Here is a 19,983-nt window from a genome sequence, read left to right on the forward strand (position 1 = left end):
CTTCATGCGCGTGCCTCCAGCAGTCGGGCCACGCGCTCATCCGCCGGCGCCGTGGTGATGGTGTCGGGGCTGGCGGCCTGCAGCACCACCCCGGGCGCCATCACCACCATGTGATCGGACAGGCTCAGCGCCTCGTTCATGTCGTGGGTCACCATCACCACGCTGCGCGGTTCCTCCTGCTGCATGCGCTGGAACTGGGCATGCACCTCGATGCGCGTGATCGGGTCGACGGCCGAGAAGGCCTCATCGAGCAGCAGCAACGGTGGTTCCAGCATCATGGCGCGACACAGCCCGACGCGCTGGGCCTGACCGCCGGAAATCTCGTGGGGATAGCGCGCCAGCAGCGCCATGTCGAGATCCATCATCTGGAACAGACGCGCGATGCGTGCCTTGACGCGCTCGGCGCTCCAGCCTTCGCGGTCAGCAAGAATGGCGACGTTGTCGCGTACGCTGAGATGGGGAAAGAGGCCGATCTGCTGGACGGCATAGCCGATGCGGCGGCGCATGGCTGGCAGGTTGGCGTAATCGACGGCGGCGCCGAATACCTTCACCTCACCTTCATCCGGGCGGATCAGGCCGTTGATCAGCTGCAGCAGGGTCGATTTGCCACAGCCACTGGCACCGACCAGGGCGGTGATACGGTCACGCGGCAGTTCAAGATCAATGCCTTCAAACAGGCGCTGACCGGCAAAGCCCTTGTGCAGGCCGCTGAAGCGGACTGCCGGGGCGGCGTCATCACTCATCGAGTAGGTCCTTCTAGGCAGGTGAGCATGAGTCTGGAATGGTAAAAAGCGCTGGCGAGTCAGCGCACTTGCACACTAAAGAGTGCCGGTGACACCAGACAGGGGACGGGAATGCTCCCCACTGACGCCCTCACGACTTCCTCAATCAACAGTGACTACAGCGTCTCAGCTTATCAAGTCACCCCGGCGATGCCGGAGGAATTTCGTTTCCTGAGCTGATTTTCTCGACTTGAGTTTCTCTACCTGACACTCCCCTTCCCGAGTCTCCCTGCTGACCTTCTGCCGCAAGCCCTGCGACCTTGGTCAAAGCGCCGCATAATGACCTTTACGTTAACGTCAACTTTGACCTAGAGTAATTTCCATCACACGCCAAGGCGGCCCATGGCGGGCGGACTTGATAAGCCCTACGTGACAGACCGTTCGCGACAGACCCTTCGCGACTGACCGTTTGCGACAGACGTTCGCCATCAGGTCACCACAGCCCCTGGCGGGCCTTGCTCATCGCGCTTCACCGATCTACAGGATGCCAGATCATGCACAGCCTCTATTCACCGCTGGATTTCGGACTCGACGAGACACACACCCTGCTGCGTGAGCAGGTCAACGCCTTTGCCCGCGACGAGATCGCCCCGCGCGCCGCCGAGATCGATGCCAGCAATGCCTTCCCCGATGACCTGTGGCAGAAGTTCGGCGACATGGGCCTGCTCGGCATCACCGTGCCCGACGAGGACGGCGGCAGCGGCATGGGATATCTGGCGCACTGCATCGCGATGGAAGAGATCTCGCGCGCCAGCGCCTCGGTGGCGCTCTCATACGGTGCGCATTCCAACCTGTGCGTGAACCAGATCAAGCTCAACGGCACTGCCGAGCAGAAGGCACGCTACCTGCCGAAACTGATGAGCGGCGAGCATGTCGGCGCGCTGGCGATGTCCGAACCCGGCGCCGGCTCTGACGTGGTCTCGATGCAGCTCAAGGCCGAGCTGCGCGGCGATCACTACGTGCTCAACGGCAACAAGATGTGGATCACCAACGGCCCGGATGCTCACACCCTGGTGGTCTACGCGAAGACCGACCCGGACGCCGGCTCCAAGGGCATCACCGCCTTCATCATCGAGCGTGACTTCCCCGGTTTCTCCACCGCCCAGAAGCTCGACAAGCTCGGCATGCGCGGCTCCAACACCTGCGAACTGGTCTTCCAGGATTGCCAGGTGCCGGTCGAGAACGTGCTGGGTGAGGTCAATCGTGGCGTCAAGGTGTTGATGCGCGGGCTTGATTTCGAGCGCACCGTACTGGCCGCCGGCCCCATCGGCATCATGCAGGCCTGCATGGACATCGTGGTGCCCTACCTGCATGAGCGTCGCCAGTTCGGCCAGGCCATCGGTGAATTCCAGCTGGTGCAGGGCAAGGTCGCCGACATGTACACCACCCTCAATGCCTGTCGCGCCTATCTGTATGCGGTCGCCAATGCCTGTGATCGCGGCCAGACCTCACGCAAGGACGCCGCGGGCGTCATTCTCTACTGCGCCGAGAAGGCCACCCAGATGGCGCTGGATGCCATCCAGCTGCTCGGGGGCAATGGCTACATCAACGAGTACGCCACCGGACGCCTGCTGCGAGACGCCAAGCTTTACGAGATCGGCGCCGGCACCAGCGAGATTCGCCGCATGCTGATCGGGCGTGAACTGTTCAACGAGAGCGCCTGATACCTCTCGTCATCCCCTACTCTTTTTCGCAACCCTTCGCCGCTGGAGCTTGCTCGATGGCCATACTGACCTCCCTGATCAATCCGCGCAGTGACCAGTTCCGCGCCAATGAAGCGGCGATGCAGGCCGAGGTCGATCGCCTGCACCAGCTGCTGGAGATCGTCGCGGCCGGTGGCGGTGACAAGGCGCGTGAACGTCACGAGTCGCGCGGCAAGCTGTTCGTGCGCGAACGCATCGACCACCTGATCGATGAAGGCTCGCCCTTCCTCGAACTCTCTGCGCTGGCGGCCCACGACGTCTACGACAGCCCCGTCCCCGGCGCGGGCCTGGTCACCGGCATCGGCCGTGTCAGCGGCGTGGAGTGCGTCATCGTCGCCAACGACGCCACCGTCAAGGGCGGCACCTACTTCCCGATGACGGCCAAGAAGCATCTGCGCGCCCAGGAAATCGCCCGCAAGCATCGCCTGCCATGCCTCTATCTGGTCGATTCCGGTGGCGCGCATCTGCCCCATCAGGACGAGGTCTTCCCGGACCGCGACCACTTCGGCCGCATCTTCTACAACCAGGCCACGCTGTCTGCCGAGGGTATCCCGCAGATCGCCGTGGTGATGGGGTCATGCACTGCAGGCGGCGCCTACGTGCCGGCGATGGCGGATGAATCCATCATCGTGCGCGAGCAAGGCACCATCTTCCTGGCGGGGCCGCCGCTGGTGAAGGCCGCCACCGGTGAGGACATCAGCGCCGAGGCACTGGGCGGCGCCGAGGTGCACTGCAAGATCAGCGGCGTGGCCGACCATCTGGCCGACAACGACGCCCATGCCCTGCAGCTGGCTCGCCGCGCCGTGTCGCGCCTCAACTGGCAACGCAAGGGCCAGCTCGCGCTGCGCGAATCGCGTCCGCCACGCCTGGACCCGCAGGAGCTCTACGGCATCGTCGGCACCGACCTCAAGAAACCCTACGACGTGCGCGAAGTGATCGGCCGCCTGGTGGATGACTCGGACTTCGACGAGTTCAAGCGCGAATACGGCGAGACGCTGGTCACCGGCTTCGCGCATCTGCATGGCCATCCGGTCGGCATTCTCGCCAACAATGGCGTGCTGTTCTCGGAAAGCGCCCTCAAGGGCGCGCACTTCATCGAGCTGTGCACCCAGCGCCGGATTCCACTGATCTTTCTGCAGAACATCACCGGCTTCATGGTCGGTTCGCGCTACGAGCACGAAGGCATCGCGAAGCACGGCGCCAAGCTGGTGGCGGCGGTGGCCTGCGCCAGGGTACCCAAGTTCACGGTGCTGATCGGTGGCAGTTTCGGCGCGGGCAACTACGGCATGTGCGGGCGCGCCTATGACCCCAACCTGCTGTTCATGTGGCCCAACTCACGCATCTCGGTGATGGGCGGCGAGCAGGCCGCCAACGTGCTGGCACAGGTCAAGCGCGACCAGCATGCCCGCGAGGGGCGCGAGTGGCCCGCCGAGGAAGAAGAGGCCTTCAAGGCGCCGGTACGCGATCAGTACGAGCGTCAGGGCCATCCGACCTATGCCAGTGCGCGCCTGTGGGATGACGGCGTGATCGACCCGCTGCAGACCCGCGACATCCTGGGGCTGTCACTGGCCGCGGCCATGAATGCCGAGATCGAGGACAGTCGCTTCGGTGTGCTTCGCATGTAAACCGTCAAGCGCTACAACGATGATTGTGACGTGCACCTAACACAAGTAGTCATCTTGAAGCTAACAGAATGGAAGAAAGCACGATGACAGAGCCGCGCCAATCGAGTCGCCTCGAGATAGATCAACACGGCGTCGCCCGCCTCACTCTGCTGCGCCCCGAGGTGCACAACGCCTTCGATGACCTGCTGATTGCAGAGCTGAATCAGCACCTGGAGAGCCTGCACGCCAGGGCGAGCCGCGATGAAGTGCGTGTGGTGGTACTGGCCTCCGAGGGCAAGAGCTTCTCGGCCGGCGCCGATCTCAAGTGGATGCAGCGCATGGTCGAGTATTCGCTGGAGGATAACCTCGCCGACTCACGCGAGCTTGCGCGACTGATGCAGCTGCTCGATGAGCTGCCCTGTCCCAGCGTGTGTCGTGTCCAGGGCGCCACCTTCGGCGGTGCCGTCGGCCTGGCGGCCTGCTGCGACATCGTGATTGCCGCCGAGCGGGCGCGCTTCTGTCTCTCCGAAGTGCGCATCGGCCTGGCGCCAGCTGCCATCAGTCCCTACGTGCAGCGCGCCATCGGCTCACGCCAGATGCGCCGGTATGCCCTCAGCGCCGAGGTGATCGATAGCGCCACCGCGCAGCGCATCGGCCTTGTCCACGAGACCTGCCCCGATGAGCTGCTGGAGACGCGCGTCACGGAGATGGTGCAGACCCTGCTGGCCACCTCGCCTGCCGCCAGTCGCGCCACCAAGGCGCTGCTCAGCGAGGTCGCTCAGGCCCCAGCCAGCGCCGCGACCCGTGAACGTTGCTGCGAGGTGATCAGCCAGCTACGCGTCAGCGAGCAGGGCCAGGCCGGTCTGGCCGCCTTCTTCGCCGGCACGCCGGCGCCCTGGGTGCCGACCGAGAACCAAACAACCGAGACGTCGAAATCTTCGTGAACACCAGAGGCCTGAAGCCGCTGACGGCATGTCGACGCTCTCGGCGCTGGTCATCACTCTCGGTCATCACTCTCGGCCATCCACCTGGGCCATGCCTGCCGGATTTTTTCTTACGAGCTTTTCTCTTCCGAACTTTCCTACTCCTGATCCCCCTTGCCACCTTCGCCACAGGACGCTTGCCATGAACGCCAACCGCGAGACAGACCAGACCCTCCCCGCCGGTTGCGGCGAGATCCGCAAGCTGCTGGTCGCCAACCGGGGCGAGATCGCCGTACGCGTGATGCGCACCGCTCGCGCGATGGGCATCCAGACAGTGGCGGTCTATTCCGATGCCGACGCCGATGCCCTGCATGTGCGCGAGGCCGACGAGGCCGTGCGTCTCGGCCCCGCCAGCGCCCGCGAAAGCTATCTGGATATCAACAAGGTGATCGCTGCCGCACGCAAAAGCGGTGCCGATGCCGTGCATCCCGGCTATGGCTTCCTGTCCGAGAACGCCGCCTTCGTCAGCGCGCTGGCCGAGGCCGGCATCATCTTCGTCGGCCCGCCCCAGAGCGCGATCGCCGACATGGGCGACAAGTCCGCCGCCAAGATGCGCATGCAGGCGGCCAATGTGCCGCTGGTGCCCGGCTACCATGGCGATGACCAGCAGGACGATTTGCTGCAGGCTGAAGCGGACCGCATGGGCTATCCGGTGCTGATCAAGGCCTGCGCCGGCGGTGGCGGCAAGGGCATGCGCGTGGTCGAGAGCGCGCGGGAATTTGCGGCGGCGCTGGCCAGCTGTCGCCGTGAATCCCGCGCCGCCTTCGGTGACGAGCGCATGCTGATCGAGAAATACCTGACCCAGCCGCGCCACGTCGAAGTCCAGGTGTTCTGCGACAGCTACGGCAGCGGTGTCTATCTGTTCGAACGCGATTGCAGTGTCCAGCGTCGCCACCAGAAGGTGTTGGAAGAGGCCCCCGCGCCGGGGCTGACGCCGTCGCTGCGCCGTGAGATGGGCGAGGCCGCCGTGCGGGCAGCGCGCGAGATCGGCTATGTCGGTGCCGGCACCATCGAATTTCTGCTCGACGCACCGCAGCCGGGCAGCGAAAGCCACGGTGCCTTCTACTTCATGGAGATGAACACCCGCCTGCAGGTCGAGCACCCGGTCACCGAGATGATCACCGGCGAAGACCTCGTCGAATGGCAACTGCGCATCGCGCGGGGTGAACGCCTGCCGCGTCAGCAGGATGAACTGACATTGACCGGTCACAGCTTCGAGGCACGTCTCTACGCCGAAGACCCGGACAACGACTTCCTGCCCGCCACCGGTGTACTGGAACGCTTCCGGCTGGATCTGGCAGGGGGCGGGCTGACCGCCCGGCAGGTACGCCTGGACAGCGGCGTCGCCGAGGGCGATGAAGTCTCGATGCATTACGACCCGATGCTGGCCAAGCTGATCAGCTACGGGCCGACTCGTGAACAGGCGCTCGAGACACTGCTGCGCGCACTGGCAGCGCTGGAAGTGCGCGGCGTCACCACCAACCGCGCCTTCCTGTCCCGCCTGGCGGGCCATGCTGACTTCCGCGCCGCCGAGCTGGATACCCGCTTCATCGAGCGCCATCACGACAGCCTGTTCCCCAGCGCGACGCTGGATCACGACAGCCTGGCGGCCAGTGCCCTGCTGGCGCTCTCGCGACTGAATGAGCAAGCCAGCCACGCATCACCTTCGCGCTCCACATCACATCCAAGCCAAGCGCCTTGCGCCAGCCCGTGGGAGCGCCGCGATGGCTGGCGCAATGGTCTGCCACATCAGGTGCGCCTGGCGCTGTGTCTGCCCGCTGACGCCGATGCCGATGAACGCAGCGACAAGGTGGCGCATATCATCGCGCGCCGCCCCGTAACGCATGCCTCCCTGGCGAATACGCACACCTCAAATACGCCACCGATAAGCGATTCGCGCGGCGACTGGCAACTGGAAGTGACCACTCACTGCGGCGATGAAAGACAGACCACACGCCATCTCGGCCGACTCACTCGCCTTGAAGGCAACGCCATCGCCGTGACGCTGGATGGCTATCGTCGTCGCTTCCAGGCCAGTCACGCGCCGGCGCGCGGCGGTGAAGTGCTGGTGCTGTCGTCAGCGCAGCACAGCCAGTCCGGCAGCACTCCACAGGGGGAGTCACGTCTGCTGTGGCGGCGCGCCGATGCCGTGGACCACGCGCGCCACGAGACCCAGGCGACCCTGAATGCGCCGATGAATGGCACCGTGGTCGCCCAGCTGGTCGCGCCGGGCAGCCATGTCCCGCAGGGCACGCCCTTGATGGTGATGGAGGCGATGAAGATGGAGCACACCCTCAATGCCCCCGCCGATGGCGAGGTCGCCCAGTTCCACTTCTCGGCCGGTGACAGCGTGGTCCAGGGCGATGTGCTGCTCGAATTCACGGCCGCGCAGGTCGAGTCGGACAAGGAGTAGTCAGCATGCACTTTCCCCGCAAGGTACGCATCGTCGAGGTCGGCGCGCGCGACGGACTGCAGAACGAGTCGGTGCCGGTCGCGACCGCCACCAAGCTTGAGTTGATCCGGCGCCTGAGCGACAGCGGACTTGCGCATGTCGAGGCCGCCAGTTTCGTCTCGCCCAGATGGGTGCCGCAGATGGCCGATCACCGCGAGATCATGCTGGCGCTGCGCGACAGCTCCGCCGAGTCACCAACTACCATGTCAACAACCACAAAGTCAGCGACCACTTACTCCGCCCTCACGCCCAACATGAAGGGGCTTGAGGCGGCGCTTGAGTGTGGTGTGCGCGAGGTGGCCGTGTTCGGCTCGGCCAGCGAGTCCTTCTCGCAGCGCAACATCAACTGCTCGATCGCCGAATCGCTTGAGCGCTTTGCGCCAGTGGTGGAACACGCCCTCAAGGCCGGTGTGCGTGTGCGCGGCTATGTGTCCTGCGTGCTCGGCTGCCCCTATGAAGGCGAGATAGCCCCCGCCGAAGTGGCCGCCGTCGCTCGCGAGCTCAAGGCCATGGGCTGCTACGAGGTCTCGCTGGGCGACACCATCGGCGTCGGCACGCCGCTCAAGGCCAAGCACATGCTGGAGCAGGTCAGTCGCGAGGTGCCGATCACCCAGCTCGCCGCCCACTTCCACGACACCTACGGCCAGGCACTCGCCAACCTCTACGCCGTGCTGGAAGAAGGCATCGCGGTGATCGACAGTTCGGTGGCGGGTCTGGGCGGCTGCCCCTACGCCAAGGGCGCCTCGGGCAATGTCGCCAGTGAAGACGTGCTCTATCTGCTGGAGGGCATGGGCATCGAGACGGGGGTGGATCTCGCAGCGCTGGCCCGCACCGGTGACTGGATCAGCCGTGAACTAGGCCGGCCGAATGGCTCACGCGTCGGTCAGGCGCTGATGGCGAGTTGTTGAGGGTGAGTGGCTCAAGACCAGTAGTTTGAGACGCTGCCAAGCGAGGCCGCAATGGCGCGCGCTGATTGCGACCAAGGGCCGCACTGGATGGTCGCTGTCATGGAATCGGTGTAGGCTTGCCGCCGTTCGCGCACCGCTTGAGCCCGATGCGCGCCTTCCAACACCATGTCTCGGCCTGAATCTTCGCCCGACTTCTTAGCGGGTGAAGCGCGAGACAGCTTTCAGGACACCGTGATGAGCGCCCTCCCGAACTGCCCGGCCTGCAATTCCGAATTCACCTACGACGATGGCATGCAGTACGTCTGCCCTGAATGTGCCCATGAGTGGTCCAAGGAAGCCGCCGTCGAGGAAGCCGGCCCGGTATTCCGCGATGCCAACGGCAACGAGCTGGTCGATGGCGATACCGTCACCGTCATCAAGGACCTGAAGATCAAGGGCACCTCCTCCGTCGTCAAGGTCGGCACCAAGGTCAAGAACATCCGCCTGGTGGATGGCGATCACGACATCGACTGCAAGATCGATGGCGTCGGCCCGATGAAGCTCAAGTCGATCTTCGTCAAGAAAGCCTGATCGATCCGCTCGCCTGACACGACGATGCCCCGCCTGCGCTCTGTGCGCGACGGGGCATCGTCGTTTGCAGGCTGTCGTTTGTGGACTGTCGTTTCCAGCCCGCCATTTCCAGCTTGCCGAGGCGTCTTGTTCAGCCCGAGCAGGCCAGCCCTGGCCCGCGCCAATTCGCTTCAGTCCGCTCTAACCCACCACCCCAGCAAGTGCTCACTCACTCCTCAGGCGACGTCTTGTCGAGCGGCGTGACCTTTGACAGGCGTATGCGGCGCTGACCGCCGACCTCGTATTCAAAGCGGCCACTCACCTGGACCTCGCGCCCGATATAGGCACCGATGCGCTCCGGTGGCAGCAGTTCCAGGCGCTGCTGTCCTTCGCCTTCCAGCCAGTAGCGGTTGGGCACGTCTTCGCTGCGCACCCTGCCCTGCACGGCTACCTGCTCGCCCTGCCAGGCCTCGGAGTGTTCCAGCAGCGTCGCCACGCTGGTAGGGCGTGGGCCATTGACGCCATCGCATCCCGTTGTGGCCATCAGCATCACCGCCACGGCCACCATCGCCAGCCAGTGTTGCATCCCCTTGTTCATCTTCATTCCTCGCGCGACTGATACTTCATCGGGGGCTACCCGCTCGCTCATTCACTCGCTTGCGGCTTGAGGGGACTCGGGCAACGGCCCGGCAGTCAAGTTCCTCGCCCCTCGCGTCGAATGGCGATATCTCGTGGTCACCCAGACGCACCTGACGCCTGACGTGGACTCATGCACAGTCTGACAGCTGCCACGCGAGGCGATAACTCCCTGACCAATAGAATCAGCCATCAGGATCAGCCCTCAACGCAGGCCGTGAGGCGCCGCGCCACCCGCCAGCCCCATCACGACTCTGAGGCCTGTCATGCTGAGGCATGGTCGCCGTGCGCGGTGTCTGTGGGTACCGCCCTTGTCTCGCGCGCCAGCCGCACCTATATCATTGCCCGCAGGGGCACACCGCGCCATCGACGATGCATGTGTGAAGCGCATCGTCATATCGCCCTGCCGGCACCTCATCAGGAGAATCACATGAAGACAGCCAAGGTGGCCTATATCACCGGCGGTGCTCAAGGCATCGGCCGCGGCATCAGCGACTACCTGCTCGCCCACGGCTGGCGCGTGGCCGTAGCGGATATCGATGCCGAGGCAGGCCAGCAATATCGGGAGATGAAGAAGCGACAGGCGAGCGGGCTCGCAGAGGAGCCTGCAGCGCCGCCGGGGGAGCTTACACAACGCTCGGCAGCGCCGCCTGGTGAGCAGCCCGCAGAAGACATCGGTGAGCGCCTGCGCGTCTTCACGCTGGATGTGCGTGACGAGAAATCCGTGGCCGCCAGCATCGCGGCTACCTGCGAGGCCTTCGGGCGGCTGGACGCGGTGATCAACAATGCCGCGATCGCCGACCCCTTCCAGGGCAAGCTTGAGGAGCTGTCACTCGAGCGCTGGCATCAGGTACTCGACACCAGCCTGACCAGCAGCTTCCTGACCGCCAAGCATGCGGCGCGTCATCTGCGCGAGACCGGCGGCAGCATCGTCAATCTGGCCTCCAGCCGCGCGCTGCAGTCCGAGCCGCACAGCGAAGCCTACGCCGCCAGCAAGGGCGGCATTGTCGCCCTCACCCACGCCATGGCGATGAGCCTCGGGCCGGAGATTCGTGTCAATGCGGTAAGTCCGGGCTGGATCGACGTCAGCGCCCTGCAGAAAAGCGGCGAGACCGAGTCGCTGAGTGACGAAGACCACGCCCAGCATCCCGTCGGGCGCGTCGGCCATGTCGATGACATCGCCGCGCTGGTGGCCTTTCTGATCTCGGACAAGGCCGGCTTCATCACCGGCCAGAACCATGTCGTCGATGGCGGCATGACGCGCAAGATGGTCTATTCGGACTGAGACGACAAGGCCGACCGAGACGACAAGGCCGACTGAGACGACATGGCCGACTGAGACGACATGGCCGACTGAGACGACAACGCCTGACGCGATTGCACGTCAGGCGTTGTCAGTTCTTGAGCTGCGTCCGGGTTTCCCTGAACGCTCAACTGCGGACTTGTCTTGAGCGGGCCGTGGTCACACCGCGTGCGGTGCCAGCCACTGCTTGAGCTGACCGGCCTGCATCACGCCTGATTCGCGCGCCAGCTCCTTGCCCTGCTTCATCACCAGCAGCGTCGGAATGCTGCGGATGCCGAAACGACCAGCCAGCGCCTGCTGGGCTTCGGTGTCGATCTTGGCGAAGCGCACACGGGTGCTCATCTGCGCGGCGACTTCATTGAAGATCGGCCCCATCATCTTGCACGGGCCACACCAGCTGGCCCAGAAGTCGATGACCACCGGCATTTCACTGCGCACCACCAGGGCCTCGAAGTTGTCGCTGGTCAGTTCCAGCGGCTCCTTGGGCAGCACGGCGGCGCTGCACTTGCCGCAGCTGGGGTTGTCATCCAGACGCGCGGTGGCCACACGATTGAGAGCGAGACATTGCGGACAGGCCAGCACGAGGGATTCAGACATGATCGGACTCCAGAGAAATGGGGATGCGGCGCGCCAGGTGACGGTCAACCGTCAGACGCGTACCGATAAGCGCAGATCATACGACTCGTGGGCCAGGAAGCAATTGAGCCACCTTATCGCCCTGATTGGCTGGCTGTATGAGCCCGCCTGATCTGAACACTCGCCTAACCTGAACGAACTTAACGACCCCCTGCCCTCAACCTGAAGGGCCCCGCCAGTCACGGCGGGGCCCTTCGCGCTTTAGCACACCCAAGAGTCGCTCAGATGCTGGCCAGCCCGAACTTGATGCACAGCGTCACCAGCACCAGCAGGAAGAGGGTTTCCACCACCATCAGGATCACCGGCTTCCAGCCCACCACCGCCAGCTTCTGGAACGACGTCTTGACGCCCAGCGCGGCAATCGCCGCCACCAGACACCAGCGCGACAGATCCGTGAAGCCTTCCACGGCGACGCTCGGCACCCAGCCGAGGCTGTTGATCAGCACCAGTGCCACGAAGGCGATCAGGAAGGTGGGGAACATCGGCACCTTGCCGCCCTCATCGCCATTGGCCTGGCGCGCACTGCGGAACAGCAGCATGAAGACCATCACCGCCGGCACCAGCATCGCCACCCGCAGCAGCTTGACGAAGGTCGAGACATCCCCAGTGTGCTCGGAAATGATGTAGCCCGCGCCCACCACCTGAGCCACGTCATGGATGGTGCCGCCGAGGAAGATGCCGGCCTCGGCATCATCCAGCCCCAGCAGCCTGACGATCAGCGGATAGGTGATCATCGCCACGGTCGAGAGGGTCGTCACCCCGACCACGGTCATGATGGTGTGGCGCTCGCTGGTGGCGTTGCGCGGCATCACCGCCGACAGCGCCAGCGCCGCCGAGGCACCGCAGATGGCCACCGAGCCACCGGTCAATAGCCCCATGTCGCGGTCCAGCCCCATCAAGCGGGCCAGCAGCGCGCCGAACAGGATGGTCGCCACCACCCCGAGCACCACCGTGATCACCGGGCCGAGGCCGAGACTCGCGACCTGCTCCAGCGTGATGCGCACGCCAAGCAGAGCCACGCCGAGGCGCAGTACCGTCTTGGAGGCGAACTCGATGCCCGCCTTGCACGGCCCCTCCTCGGAGAGAAAGTGCAGCGACATGCCGAACAGCAGCGCATAGAGCAGCGTCGGGCCGCCGTAATGATCGGCGATGAAGGTGGTCGCCAGCGCGATGATGATGCAGATCAACAGGCCCGGCATGATGGTGCGCACGCGCCCTTCCAGGGTCCGCCACAGGCTGGTGGGCGGGGTGGGTGTGTCGTGCAGTGATGAACTGTTGTCAGTGGCCACGCGGATTCCTCTTGAAGACCAGCAAGCGGTGACGGGCAAGCAGCCCCGCCGCGATGTGTCGTTCAGGCACGCAGGCCTGCTAGCTGGCCTGGGCCATGTTCACCTGGGCGGCCTTGATCATGTCGGCGGCCTTCTCGGCGATCATGATGGTCGGCGCATTGGTATTGCCGGACACGATCACCGGCATGATCGAGGCATCCACCACGCGCAAGCCGTGCAGGCCATGGACACGCAGCTCGTCATCCACCACCGCCAGCGCATCGTGGCCCATCTTGCAGGTGCCCGCCGGGTGATAGATGGTCTGGCTGAACTGACGCGCGGCTTCCAGCAACTCCTCATCGCTCTGGTAGTGCGCGCCCGGCACGTACTCCTCGCTGATCACCGAGGCCAGCGGCGCTGCCTGGGCGATACGCCGCGCCACCTTGATGGCATCGACCACCACGCGGCGGTCTTCCTCGGCGCTCAGATAGTTGGGCTGGATGGAAGGATAGATGCTGGCGTCGGCGCTGGTGATGCGCACCTGGCCGCGACTGTGCGGGCGCAGCTGACACACCGAGGACGTGAACGCCGAGAACGGATGCACGCCATCGGCGGGCTTGTCGGCACTCAACGGCTGCATGTGGAACTGGATATCGGGGCGCGTCAGCCCCTCGCGCGACTGGGTAAAGGCGCACACCTGACTGGCCGCCAGCGTCAGCGGGCCGGTACGCGTGAAGAGGTACTGGGTGCCGACCGCCAGCTTCTTGAGCGGATGACGCACCTCGTCATTGAGGGTGCGGCACTGGGTCTTGAACACCAGCCGTACCTGCAGGTGGTCCTGCAGGTTTTCCCCGACTCCCGGCAGCGCGTGCAGGCATTCGACGCCGACACTGGCCAGATGCTCGGGCTCACCGATACCGGAGCACTGCAGAATCTGCGGGCTGCCGATGGCGCCGCTGGACAGCAGCACCTCGCGCTCGACGCGCGCCGTGTGGATCGTGCCCTTCACCTCGTATTCCACTCCCACCGCACGCTTGCCTTCCAGCAACACGCGGCGACAGTGCGCATGCTTGACCAGCGTCAGATTGCTGCGCGTGAGCGCCGGACGCAGGAAAGCCCTGGCCGTGCTGCAGCGCAGGCCCTTGTAGGTGGTCTGCTGGAAATAGCCGACCCCTTCCTGGCGCTCGCCATTGACGTCCTGGTTGAGCGGAATCCCCGCCTCCACCGCCGCCTCGATGAAGCGCTCGGCGATCTCGCGCTTCAGGCGCAGGTCAGAGACATGCAGCGGCCCATCGGTGCCGTGCCATTGGTTGGCGCCGCGCGCCTGACACTCCGACTTGCGGAAGTACGGCAGCACTGACGCGTAGCCCCAGCCCTGATTGCCCGCGGCCGCCCAGTCGTCGTAGTCCTCGTGCTGGCCACGGATATACAGCAGCCCATTGAGCGAGCTGGAACCGCCCAGCACCTTGCCCCGCGGCCACTGCAGCCGGCGACCATTGATGCCCTTGTCAGGGTCGGTGAGATAGCACCAGTCGGTGGCCGGGTTATGCATCGTCTTGAAATAACCGACCGGCACATGAATCCACGGATTCCAGTCCGAGCCGCCGGCCTCCAGCAGCAAGACCCTGATGGAGGGGTCTTCGGTTAGACGATTGGCTAGCACGCAACCGGCTGAACCCGCTCCGATCACGATGTAGTCATAGGCGGCTGATGCGTCGGCATTGGCGTAACATGTTGTTTTCATTATTTTATATACCATATCGAGACATATTGTCTCATAATCATGGTATCAAAATTGAGATTCGTCAAATACGAAACGTATTGTCTCAATATCTTTGCCAAAGCTGAAAAAGTGCCCTACATTGAGATTTGAAACGTCGGTAACGGTACTTTTCGTCTCGTTATACGACCAACTATGTAAGACGAACTAGCGAGAACGACACAGACCGCCATCAATGGCAGTCACCAGAGAGGCCAGAAGCAGGGCTCATGGGCTCTGGAGACATGATTGAGGAGAGTTTGAAGAGGGAGTGGAGAGAATTTGAAGAGACTTTGGAGTGGTTTTGGAGAGGCTTTGAAGAAATAGCGGATATGTCTGACAAGCGCCCCAGCACGCTCTGAACAGACACTCTCTGAAGAGACACGCTCTGAAAAGACACGCTCTGAAAAGACACGCTCTGAACAGGCACTGCGAAAACGCCTGACAAATAAAGACGGGCAAATAAGGACGGATAAACAAGCACTTGGCTAAAGAAGTGATCAACGAACGGCTTGCCAGAGAAGCAGCGGAAGCAAGCCCCGCACCGCAAGACCCATAACAACGCCAACACAGGGCGAGTGATACGACATCACTTCCCGGCCGCCAGGCCTGCATCCCACCACAAAAGCAAACACAATACCGGGAGCACTACCATGCCATCGCCACTCAGCAAGCTGTCACGCCGTGACTTCCTCGACATCTCGGGTCGCTTCGGTCTGACCTCGACCCTGCTGGCCGCCACCGGCCTCGGCGCAGGTCTCACCGCGTCCACGCTGGCGCGCGCCGCCGACCAGGAGCAGCAGAAACGCTACAAGACAGCGCCCAAGTTCCAGCTGCGCTTCGGTGCCTCGGGCTTCAACGAGCGCAATCTCGATATCCAGAAATCCGGTCAGCTGTTCTTCGCGCGCGACCTGGAAGAGCGCACCAACGGCGCCATCCGCGTCGAGTTCATGGGCAGCAACGAGGTCTGCAACCAGCTGGACTGCGTCGGCAAGACCCAGCAGGGCATCGTCGATATCTACTCGGCCTCCACCCAGAATTCCTCGGGCAGCGCGCCGTATCTGAACGTGCTCGATTTCGCCTACATGTTCCCCACCGTCGCCTCGATGTTCCACTTCTTCTATCACAAGAAGAGTGAGCAGCTGCTGCGCGAACCGCTGCGCCAGCGCCACAACCTGCAGTTCCTGTTCACCCACTGTGACCTGCGCGGCATCATGCTCGGCCTCAAGTGGCAGGACAAACCGCTGGTCACCAGCATCGATGATCTCAAGGGCACCAAGAATCGCGTCACCGGCACCCAGATGGGACGCATCGCGATGGAGCAGCTGGGCCTGAACCCGGTGCCGGTCGCCTGGGAAGAGACCCTCGATGGCCTGCGTCAGGGCCTGCTGGATGGCGCCGAGACCTGGATGAGCGCCGTGGCCTACGCCGGCATGGCACCGGTGGTGTCCCAGGCGGTCGACCTGCGCTTCTTCGCCGGTACCGAACACACCGGCATGAGCCTGCCCAAGTTCGACAGCCTCGGTTCCGAGCTGCAGGACCAGGTGATGGAGTCCGCCTACTGCGCGCAGATCTTCACCCAGGGCATGAACGAGGCCGGGCGCTTCGAGATCGTCGGTGCTACCGAGCACCCCGCCGCCGGCACCGTCTTCGCCGAGAACAACGTGCGCGTGGCGCCGCTGTCGGACGCCGAACGCTCACGCGCGGAGCAGATGTGCTCGCCGGAATTCAATCCCGAGCCGTGGGAGCAGTGGCGCGAACGCCTCAACAAGTGGTCCGGCGGTCTCGATATCTATCAGGAAATCCATGATGTCGCGCGCGAGATTCCGCGTGATGTCGCCGCCGTCAACGTCAAGCCGCAGCGCTGGTGGAGGGGGTAATGGGCGATACCACCATCTTCAGCCAACCGACCAAGAAACCTGCCCTCAAGAAGGTCGCGCCCTGGGCGCGTCCCTTCCTGTGGCTGGACGCCCATCTGGAACAGGTCGTCATCCTGATCGCCTATTCCGGCATGGCCGGCATCATCTTCGTCGAAGTCATCCGGCGCTTCTTCTTCGGCCTGCAGGCCCCCTGGAGCACCAGCATTCCCGTGCTGCTGTTTCTGTGGCTGACCTGGTTCGGCGCCTCGCTCAACGTCAAGAAGCGCACCCACCTGAGCCTCAACGAGATCCGCATGAAGCTGCCGCGCGGTGGCCAGTTCGCCTGTCTGATCCTCGATGCCGTGCTGTGGATCGGCTTCGGGCTGATGGTGATCTACTTCACCACCACCCAGGTGACACTGGCCTATGACAACTACGCCATCGTGCCGGGCACCGACAACGTCATGCAGTGGTGGTTCTACCTCGCCACGCCGCTGGCGTGGGTGATGATCATCTATCGCGTACTGCAGAACCTCTACGCCGACTGGGCGCGCTATCGCCGCGGCGATTCCTTCAACCTGCAACCGTCCATCATGGACTGAGGAGGTCAGCATGACAGACGGTATCTGGATCTCCCTGATCACGGCGGCCGTGACCGCCTTCTTCCTGCTCGGCGTGCCCATCTTCCTCGTCATCGGCCTGTGGGTGGTCGGCACCAGTCTGGTGATCGACTTCACGCTGGCCAATGTCGGCGTCACCCTCTTCCAGGGGCTGAGCTTCTTCGGCCTGCTGGCGTTGCCGCTGTTCATCCTCACGGGGGACCTGATCAACGCGGCGGGCATCGCCAAGCGACTCTCCGACTTCGCCTACTCGACGCTGAGCTGGATGCGCGGCGGGATGGGCATGTCGACCCTCGGCGCCTGCGGGCTGTTCGCGGCGATTTCCGGCTCCAACGCCGGTACCACCGCCACCATCGGTTCGATCATGCAGCCCGAGATGGTCAAGAACGGCTATGACGAACGCTTCGCCGCCGCCACGGCGGCCTCCGGCGGCACCGTGGGCATCATCATTCCGCCCAGCATCATCTTCATCGTCTACGGCTTCATGATGAACCTGTCGATCAGTGACCTGTTCATCGCCGGCATGGTGCCGGGCGCCCTGATGGTGGTTGCGATGATGGGCGCCTGCTATCTGGTGGCGCGCAAGAATGGCTGGGGACAGCTGCAGCCCTTCAAGGCCGGTGTCAGCGCCAGGCTGGCGCGCAAGGCCTACCTGGGCTTCGCGACCATCGGCGTGGTGGTCTACGGCATCTACTCGGGCAAGTTCTCGCCGACCGAAGCCGCCGCCATCACCGTGGGCTTCACCATGATCGCGGGGCTGTTGATCACGCGGGAAATCAGTCTCAGGAAGCTGCCGACCATCATGCTGCGCTCGGGTCAGATCGCCGGCATGCTGGCACCGCTGATCGCCATCTCGGTGGTCATGCAGCAGCTGCTGTCGGTGCTGGGTGCCGGTCAGGCGCTGAGCGAGATGCTCAGCGGCATCGACAACTACTACCTGACGCTGGGCACCTGCATGCTGATCATCCTGCTGGCGGGCATGATTCTGGAAAGCCTGCCGGTGACGATCATCCTGGCGCCGATTCTCGCGCCCATCGCCCAGCAGGCCGGGGTCGATCCAATCCACTTCTCGGTCATCTTCCTGGTCGGTGCCGCCATCGGCTTCGTCACGCCCCCCTTCGGGCTCAACCTGTACGTGGCCAGCAGCATCACCGGCATTTCCTACGTCAGACTGGTCAAGTACGTGATTCCCTACTTCATCGCGCTGATCGCCTGCTGGCTGGCCATCTGCCTGGTGCCTTCCCTTTCCCTGTTCCTGGTAAACCTGTAACACTAGCCTCATCGACAGCCCCGCGAGGGGCTGTCTTCGTCTCATCAGGGCAGCCTTCGCCAAGGAGTCCGCTGCCGTGATGAATCGATGCACTGACGCCTTGCCACCCTGCCCCTGTCGGCCCCGGTCATCCCGAGTGACATGCGCCCGACAGCAGGATGAGGACACTAGATGAGCAAAGACACGCCCACCAATTCGACGCTCTTTCGCGCACTCGGCCTGCTGGAAGAAATCGTCACCACACAGCACGCCGTCAGCGCTGCCGACCTCGAGAAGCGCTTCAACATCCCCAAGCCGACCGTCCATCGCCTGCTCAAGCAGCTGGAAGAACAGCAGCTGATCAGCCGTGATCTGGATGGCCGCCACCTGCTGCCCGGCCCGCGCTTTCGGCGCATGTCGCTGGGCGCACTGGCCAATGAAGGCCTCAAGGTGCCGCGCCGTGTCCTGCTGGAACGGCTGGCGAAGGAAGTCGGCGAGACCTGCAACCTGACGCTGCTCGATGGCCACGAGGTGATGTATTACGACCGCGTGGAAACCAACTGGCCGGTGCGCATCCAGCTGGCGCCCGGTTCACGCCTGCCGCTGCACTGCACCGCGAGCGGCAAGCTGTTTCTGGCGCTGATGCCGCTGCATCGCCGCCGCGCCCTGCTCGCAAATCTGGCGCTGGAAGCGCACACGCCCTGCACCCTGACCTCGCGGGCCACGCTGGAAGAGGCACTCGACACCGTGGCGCGCAATCAGCTGAGCACCGATGATGAGGAGTTCATCCAGGGCATGGTCGCCATCGCGGTGCCGGTCTTCGATGAGGTCGGCCAGATCCAGGCGACATTGGCGATCCACGCGCCGCGCCTGCGCCACTCCATCGACTCCCTCTTGGAGTGGGCGCCGCTGATGCGCCAGATCGCCACTGAGCTGGAAGGCACGCTCTGAGGCGTGCGCCTTGTGCGCACATGACTCATGAAATGATCCCGTCCAGCCCCGGGTAACACCTGAGCCACGCTGACGATGGGCCACGCTGACGATGGGCCATGAACCAAAACGCTCGCCCCCGCAGACAGTGATTGTCTGCGGGGGCGAGCGTTTTTCATCTGCCAACTTGCTGAGTACCGCTATCCCTCAAGCGTTTCTCTCCACCGGCTCAGGGCGTCGGTACCACCACCACCGGAATGCTGGCGCGCTTGATCACCCCCTTGGTGACCTTGCCCGCATAGGACGCCACGAAGCCGCGCTTGTTGGTGGCCATGATGATCATGTCGCAGTCATGGCGCGTGGCGTAGCGGATGATCTCCGAGGCCGGGTAGCCCTCCACCACATTCAGTCCGGCGATCACCGGGCGCGGGTCGCCGTTGTCATGGGTGCTCCAGAAGTCCTCCAGCATCTTTTCCAGACTCTCCTTCGCCTGATCGAGCCGCTGCTGCATCAGGCCCTCCAGCGTCGGCTTGTGGCGAATGTTGACCTTGAGGGTGTTCATCACGTCATCCGACAATGACTTGACGGTATGCAGCACATGCAGCTCGGCGCCGGTCGCGCCCGCCAACCACACCGAGCGCGCCAGTACCCGCTCACAGTCTCCGCGCAGGCCTACACAACACAGAATTCGTTTGACTGCCGGCATCGTCCTTCTCCTCGTTCATTGCAGGGCTAGCGTTCA

General features: G+C 63.9%; 17 protein-coding genes. 11 read left to right on the forward strand and 6 right to left on the reverse strand.

Annotation, left to right across the window (positions count from 1 at the left end; all coding sequences use genetic code 11):
- Window positions 1–2 precede the first annotated feature (2 nt).
- Window positions 3–743, reverse strand: a complete 741-nt coding sequence (locus tag R1T44_RS14160; RefSeq protein WP_284726569.1) for an ATP-binding cassette domain-containing protein — start codon at window positions 741–743, stop codon at window positions 3–5.
- Window positions 744–1,276: 533 nt separating this feature from the next.
- Here R1T44_RS14160 and R1T44_RS14165 point away from each other — a divergent pair.
- The 6 genes from R1T44_RS14165 to R1T44_RS14190 all read left to right on the forward strand — a co-directional run bounded on the left by R1T44_RS14165 (window position 1,277) and on the right by R1T44_RS14190 (window position 9,002).
- Window positions 1,277–2,446: an isovaleryl-CoA dehydrogenase gene (locus R1T44_RS14165; protein WP_043331338.1), complete on the forward strand. Its 1,170-nt coding sequence runs from the start codon at window positions 1,277–1,279 to the stop codon at window positions 2,444–2,446.
- A 56-nt stretch (window positions 2,447–2,502) separates the two neighbouring features.
- Window positions 2,503–4,110 carry a carboxyl transferase domain-containing protein gene (locus tag R1T44_RS14170; protein ID WP_284726570.1) on the forward strand — a complete coding sequence of 536 codons (1,608 nt, stop codon included), beginning with the start codon at window positions 2,503–2,505 and terminating at the stop codon, window positions 4,108–4,110.
- Between the two features lie 83 nt (window positions 4,111–4,193).
- Window positions 4,194–5,033 (forward strand): enoyl-CoA hydratase-related protein, encoded by an 840-nt coding sequence (locus tag R1T44_RS14175; protein WP_317292251.1) that lies wholly within the window; start codon window positions 4,194–4,196, stop codon window positions 5,031–5,033.
- 181 nt (window positions 5,034–5,214) lie between these two features.
- Complete coding sequence (locus tag R1T44_RS14180) at window positions 5,215–7,485, forward strand: acetyl/propionyl/methylcrotonyl-CoA carboxylase subunit alpha (RefSeq protein WP_284726572.1); 2,271 nt, start codon at window positions 5,215–5,217, stop codon at window positions 7,483–7,485.
- 5 nt (window positions 7,486–7,490) lie between these two features.
- A complete protein-coding gene (locus tag R1T44_RS14185; RefSeq protein ID WP_284726573.1) occupies window positions 7,491–8,432 on the forward strand; it encodes a hydroxymethylglutaryl-CoA lyase in 942 nt (313 codons plus the stop codon).
- A gap of 234 nt (window positions 8,433–8,666) precedes the next feature.
- The gene (locus tag R1T44_RS14190; protein ID WP_043331342.1) at window positions 8,667–9,002 is read left to right on the forward strand and encodes a zinc ribbon domain-containing protein YjdM; all 336 of its coding nucleotides are present in this window, start codon (window positions 8,667–8,669) and stop codon (window positions 9,000–9,002) included.
- Window positions 9,003–9,210: 208 nt separating this feature from the next.
- Here the strand turns inward: R1T44_RS14190 and R1T44_RS14195 are convergent, their stop codons facing one another.
- Window positions 9,211–9,579 (reverse strand): hypothetical protein, encoded by a 369-nt coding sequence (locus R1T44_RS14195; protein WP_284726574.1) that lies wholly within the window; start codon window positions 9,577–9,579, stop codon window positions 9,211–9,213.
- Between the two features lie 468 nt (window positions 9,580–10,047).
- On the opposite strand from R1T44_RS14195, the gene R1T44_RS14200 reads away from it, so the two are divergent.
- On the forward strand, window positions 10,048–10,902 hold the full coding sequence (locus R1T44_RS14200) for an SDR family oxidoreductase (protein ID WP_284726575.1): 855 nt from the start codon (window positions 10,048–10,050) through the stop codon (window positions 10,900–10,902).
- Window positions 10,903–11,079: 177 nt separating this feature from the next.
- Here the strand turns inward: R1T44_RS14200 and trxC are convergent, their stop codons facing one another.
- The 3 genes from trxC to R1T44_RS14215 all read right to left on the reverse strand — a co-directional run bounded on the left by trxC (window position 11,080) and on the right by R1T44_RS14215 (window position 14,568).
- Complete coding sequence (trxC, locus tag R1T44_RS14205; protein WP_284726576.1) at window positions 11,080–11,517, reverse strand: thioredoxin TrxC; 438 nt, start codon at window positions 11,515–11,517, stop codon at window positions 11,080–11,082.
- A 260-nt stretch (window positions 11,518–11,777) separates the two neighbouring features.
- Window positions 11,778–12,845 carry a YeiH family protein gene (locus R1T44_RS14210; RefSeq protein ID WP_284726577.1) on the reverse strand — a complete coding sequence of 356 codons (1,068 nt, stop codon included), beginning with the start codon at window positions 12,843–12,845 and terminating at the stop codon, window positions 11,778–11,780.
- A 79-nt stretch (window positions 12,846–12,924) separates the two neighbouring features.
- Window positions 12,925–14,568 (reverse strand): GMC family oxidoreductase, encoded by a 1,644-nt coding sequence (locus R1T44_RS14215; RefSeq protein WP_284726578.1) that lies wholly within the window; start codon window positions 14,566–14,568, stop codon window positions 12,925–12,927.
- A gap of 668 nt (window positions 14,569–15,236) precedes the next feature.
- Between R1T44_RS14215 and R1T44_RS14220 the strand changes: the two genes are divergently transcribed.
- The 4 genes from R1T44_RS14220 to R1T44_RS14235 all read left to right on the forward strand — a co-directional run bounded on the left by R1T44_RS14220 (window position 15,237) and on the right by R1T44_RS14235 (window position 19,262).
- Window positions 15,237–16,463 (forward strand): TRAP transporter substrate-binding protein, encoded by a 1,227-nt coding sequence (locus tag R1T44_RS14220; protein ID WP_215823259.1) that lies wholly within the window; start codon window positions 15,237–15,239, stop codon window positions 16,461–16,463.
- Window positions 16,463–17,044, forward strand: coding sequence for a TRAP transporter small permease (locus R1T44_RS14225; protein WP_284726579.1), 582 nt, complete (start codon window positions 16,463–16,465; stop codon window positions 17,042–17,044). The genes R1T44_RS14220 and R1T44_RS14225 overlap by 1 nt, the downstream gene beginning before the upstream one ends.
- Window positions 17,045–17,054: 10 nt before the next feature.
- Window positions 17,055–18,332, forward strand: a complete 1,278-nt coding sequence (locus tag R1T44_RS14230) for a TRAP transporter large permease (RefSeq protein ID WP_288987088.1) — start codon at window positions 17,055–17,057, stop codon at window positions 18,330–18,332.
- A 171-nt stretch (window positions 18,333–18,503) separates the two neighbouring features.
- Complete coding sequence (locus R1T44_RS14235; protein WP_284726581.1) at window positions 18,504–19,262, forward strand: IclR family transcriptional regulator; 759 nt, start codon at window positions 18,504–18,506, stop codon at window positions 19,260–19,262.
- A gap of 208 nt (window positions 19,263–19,470) precedes the next feature.
- Here the strand turns inward: R1T44_RS14235 and R1T44_RS14240 are convergent, their stop codons facing one another.
- Complete coding sequence (locus tag R1T44_RS14240) at window positions 19,471–19,947, reverse strand: universal stress protein (protein WP_043331347.1); 477 nt, start codon at window positions 19,945–19,947, stop codon at window positions 19,471–19,473.
- Between the last annotated feature and the right edge of the window lie 36 nt (window positions 19,948–19,983).

Source organism: Cobetia amphilecti, from assembly GCF_032923285.1.
Classification (GTDB): domain Bacteria; phylum Pseudomonadota; class Gammaproteobacteria; order Pseudomonadales; family Halomonadaceae; genus Cobetia; species Cobetia amphilecti.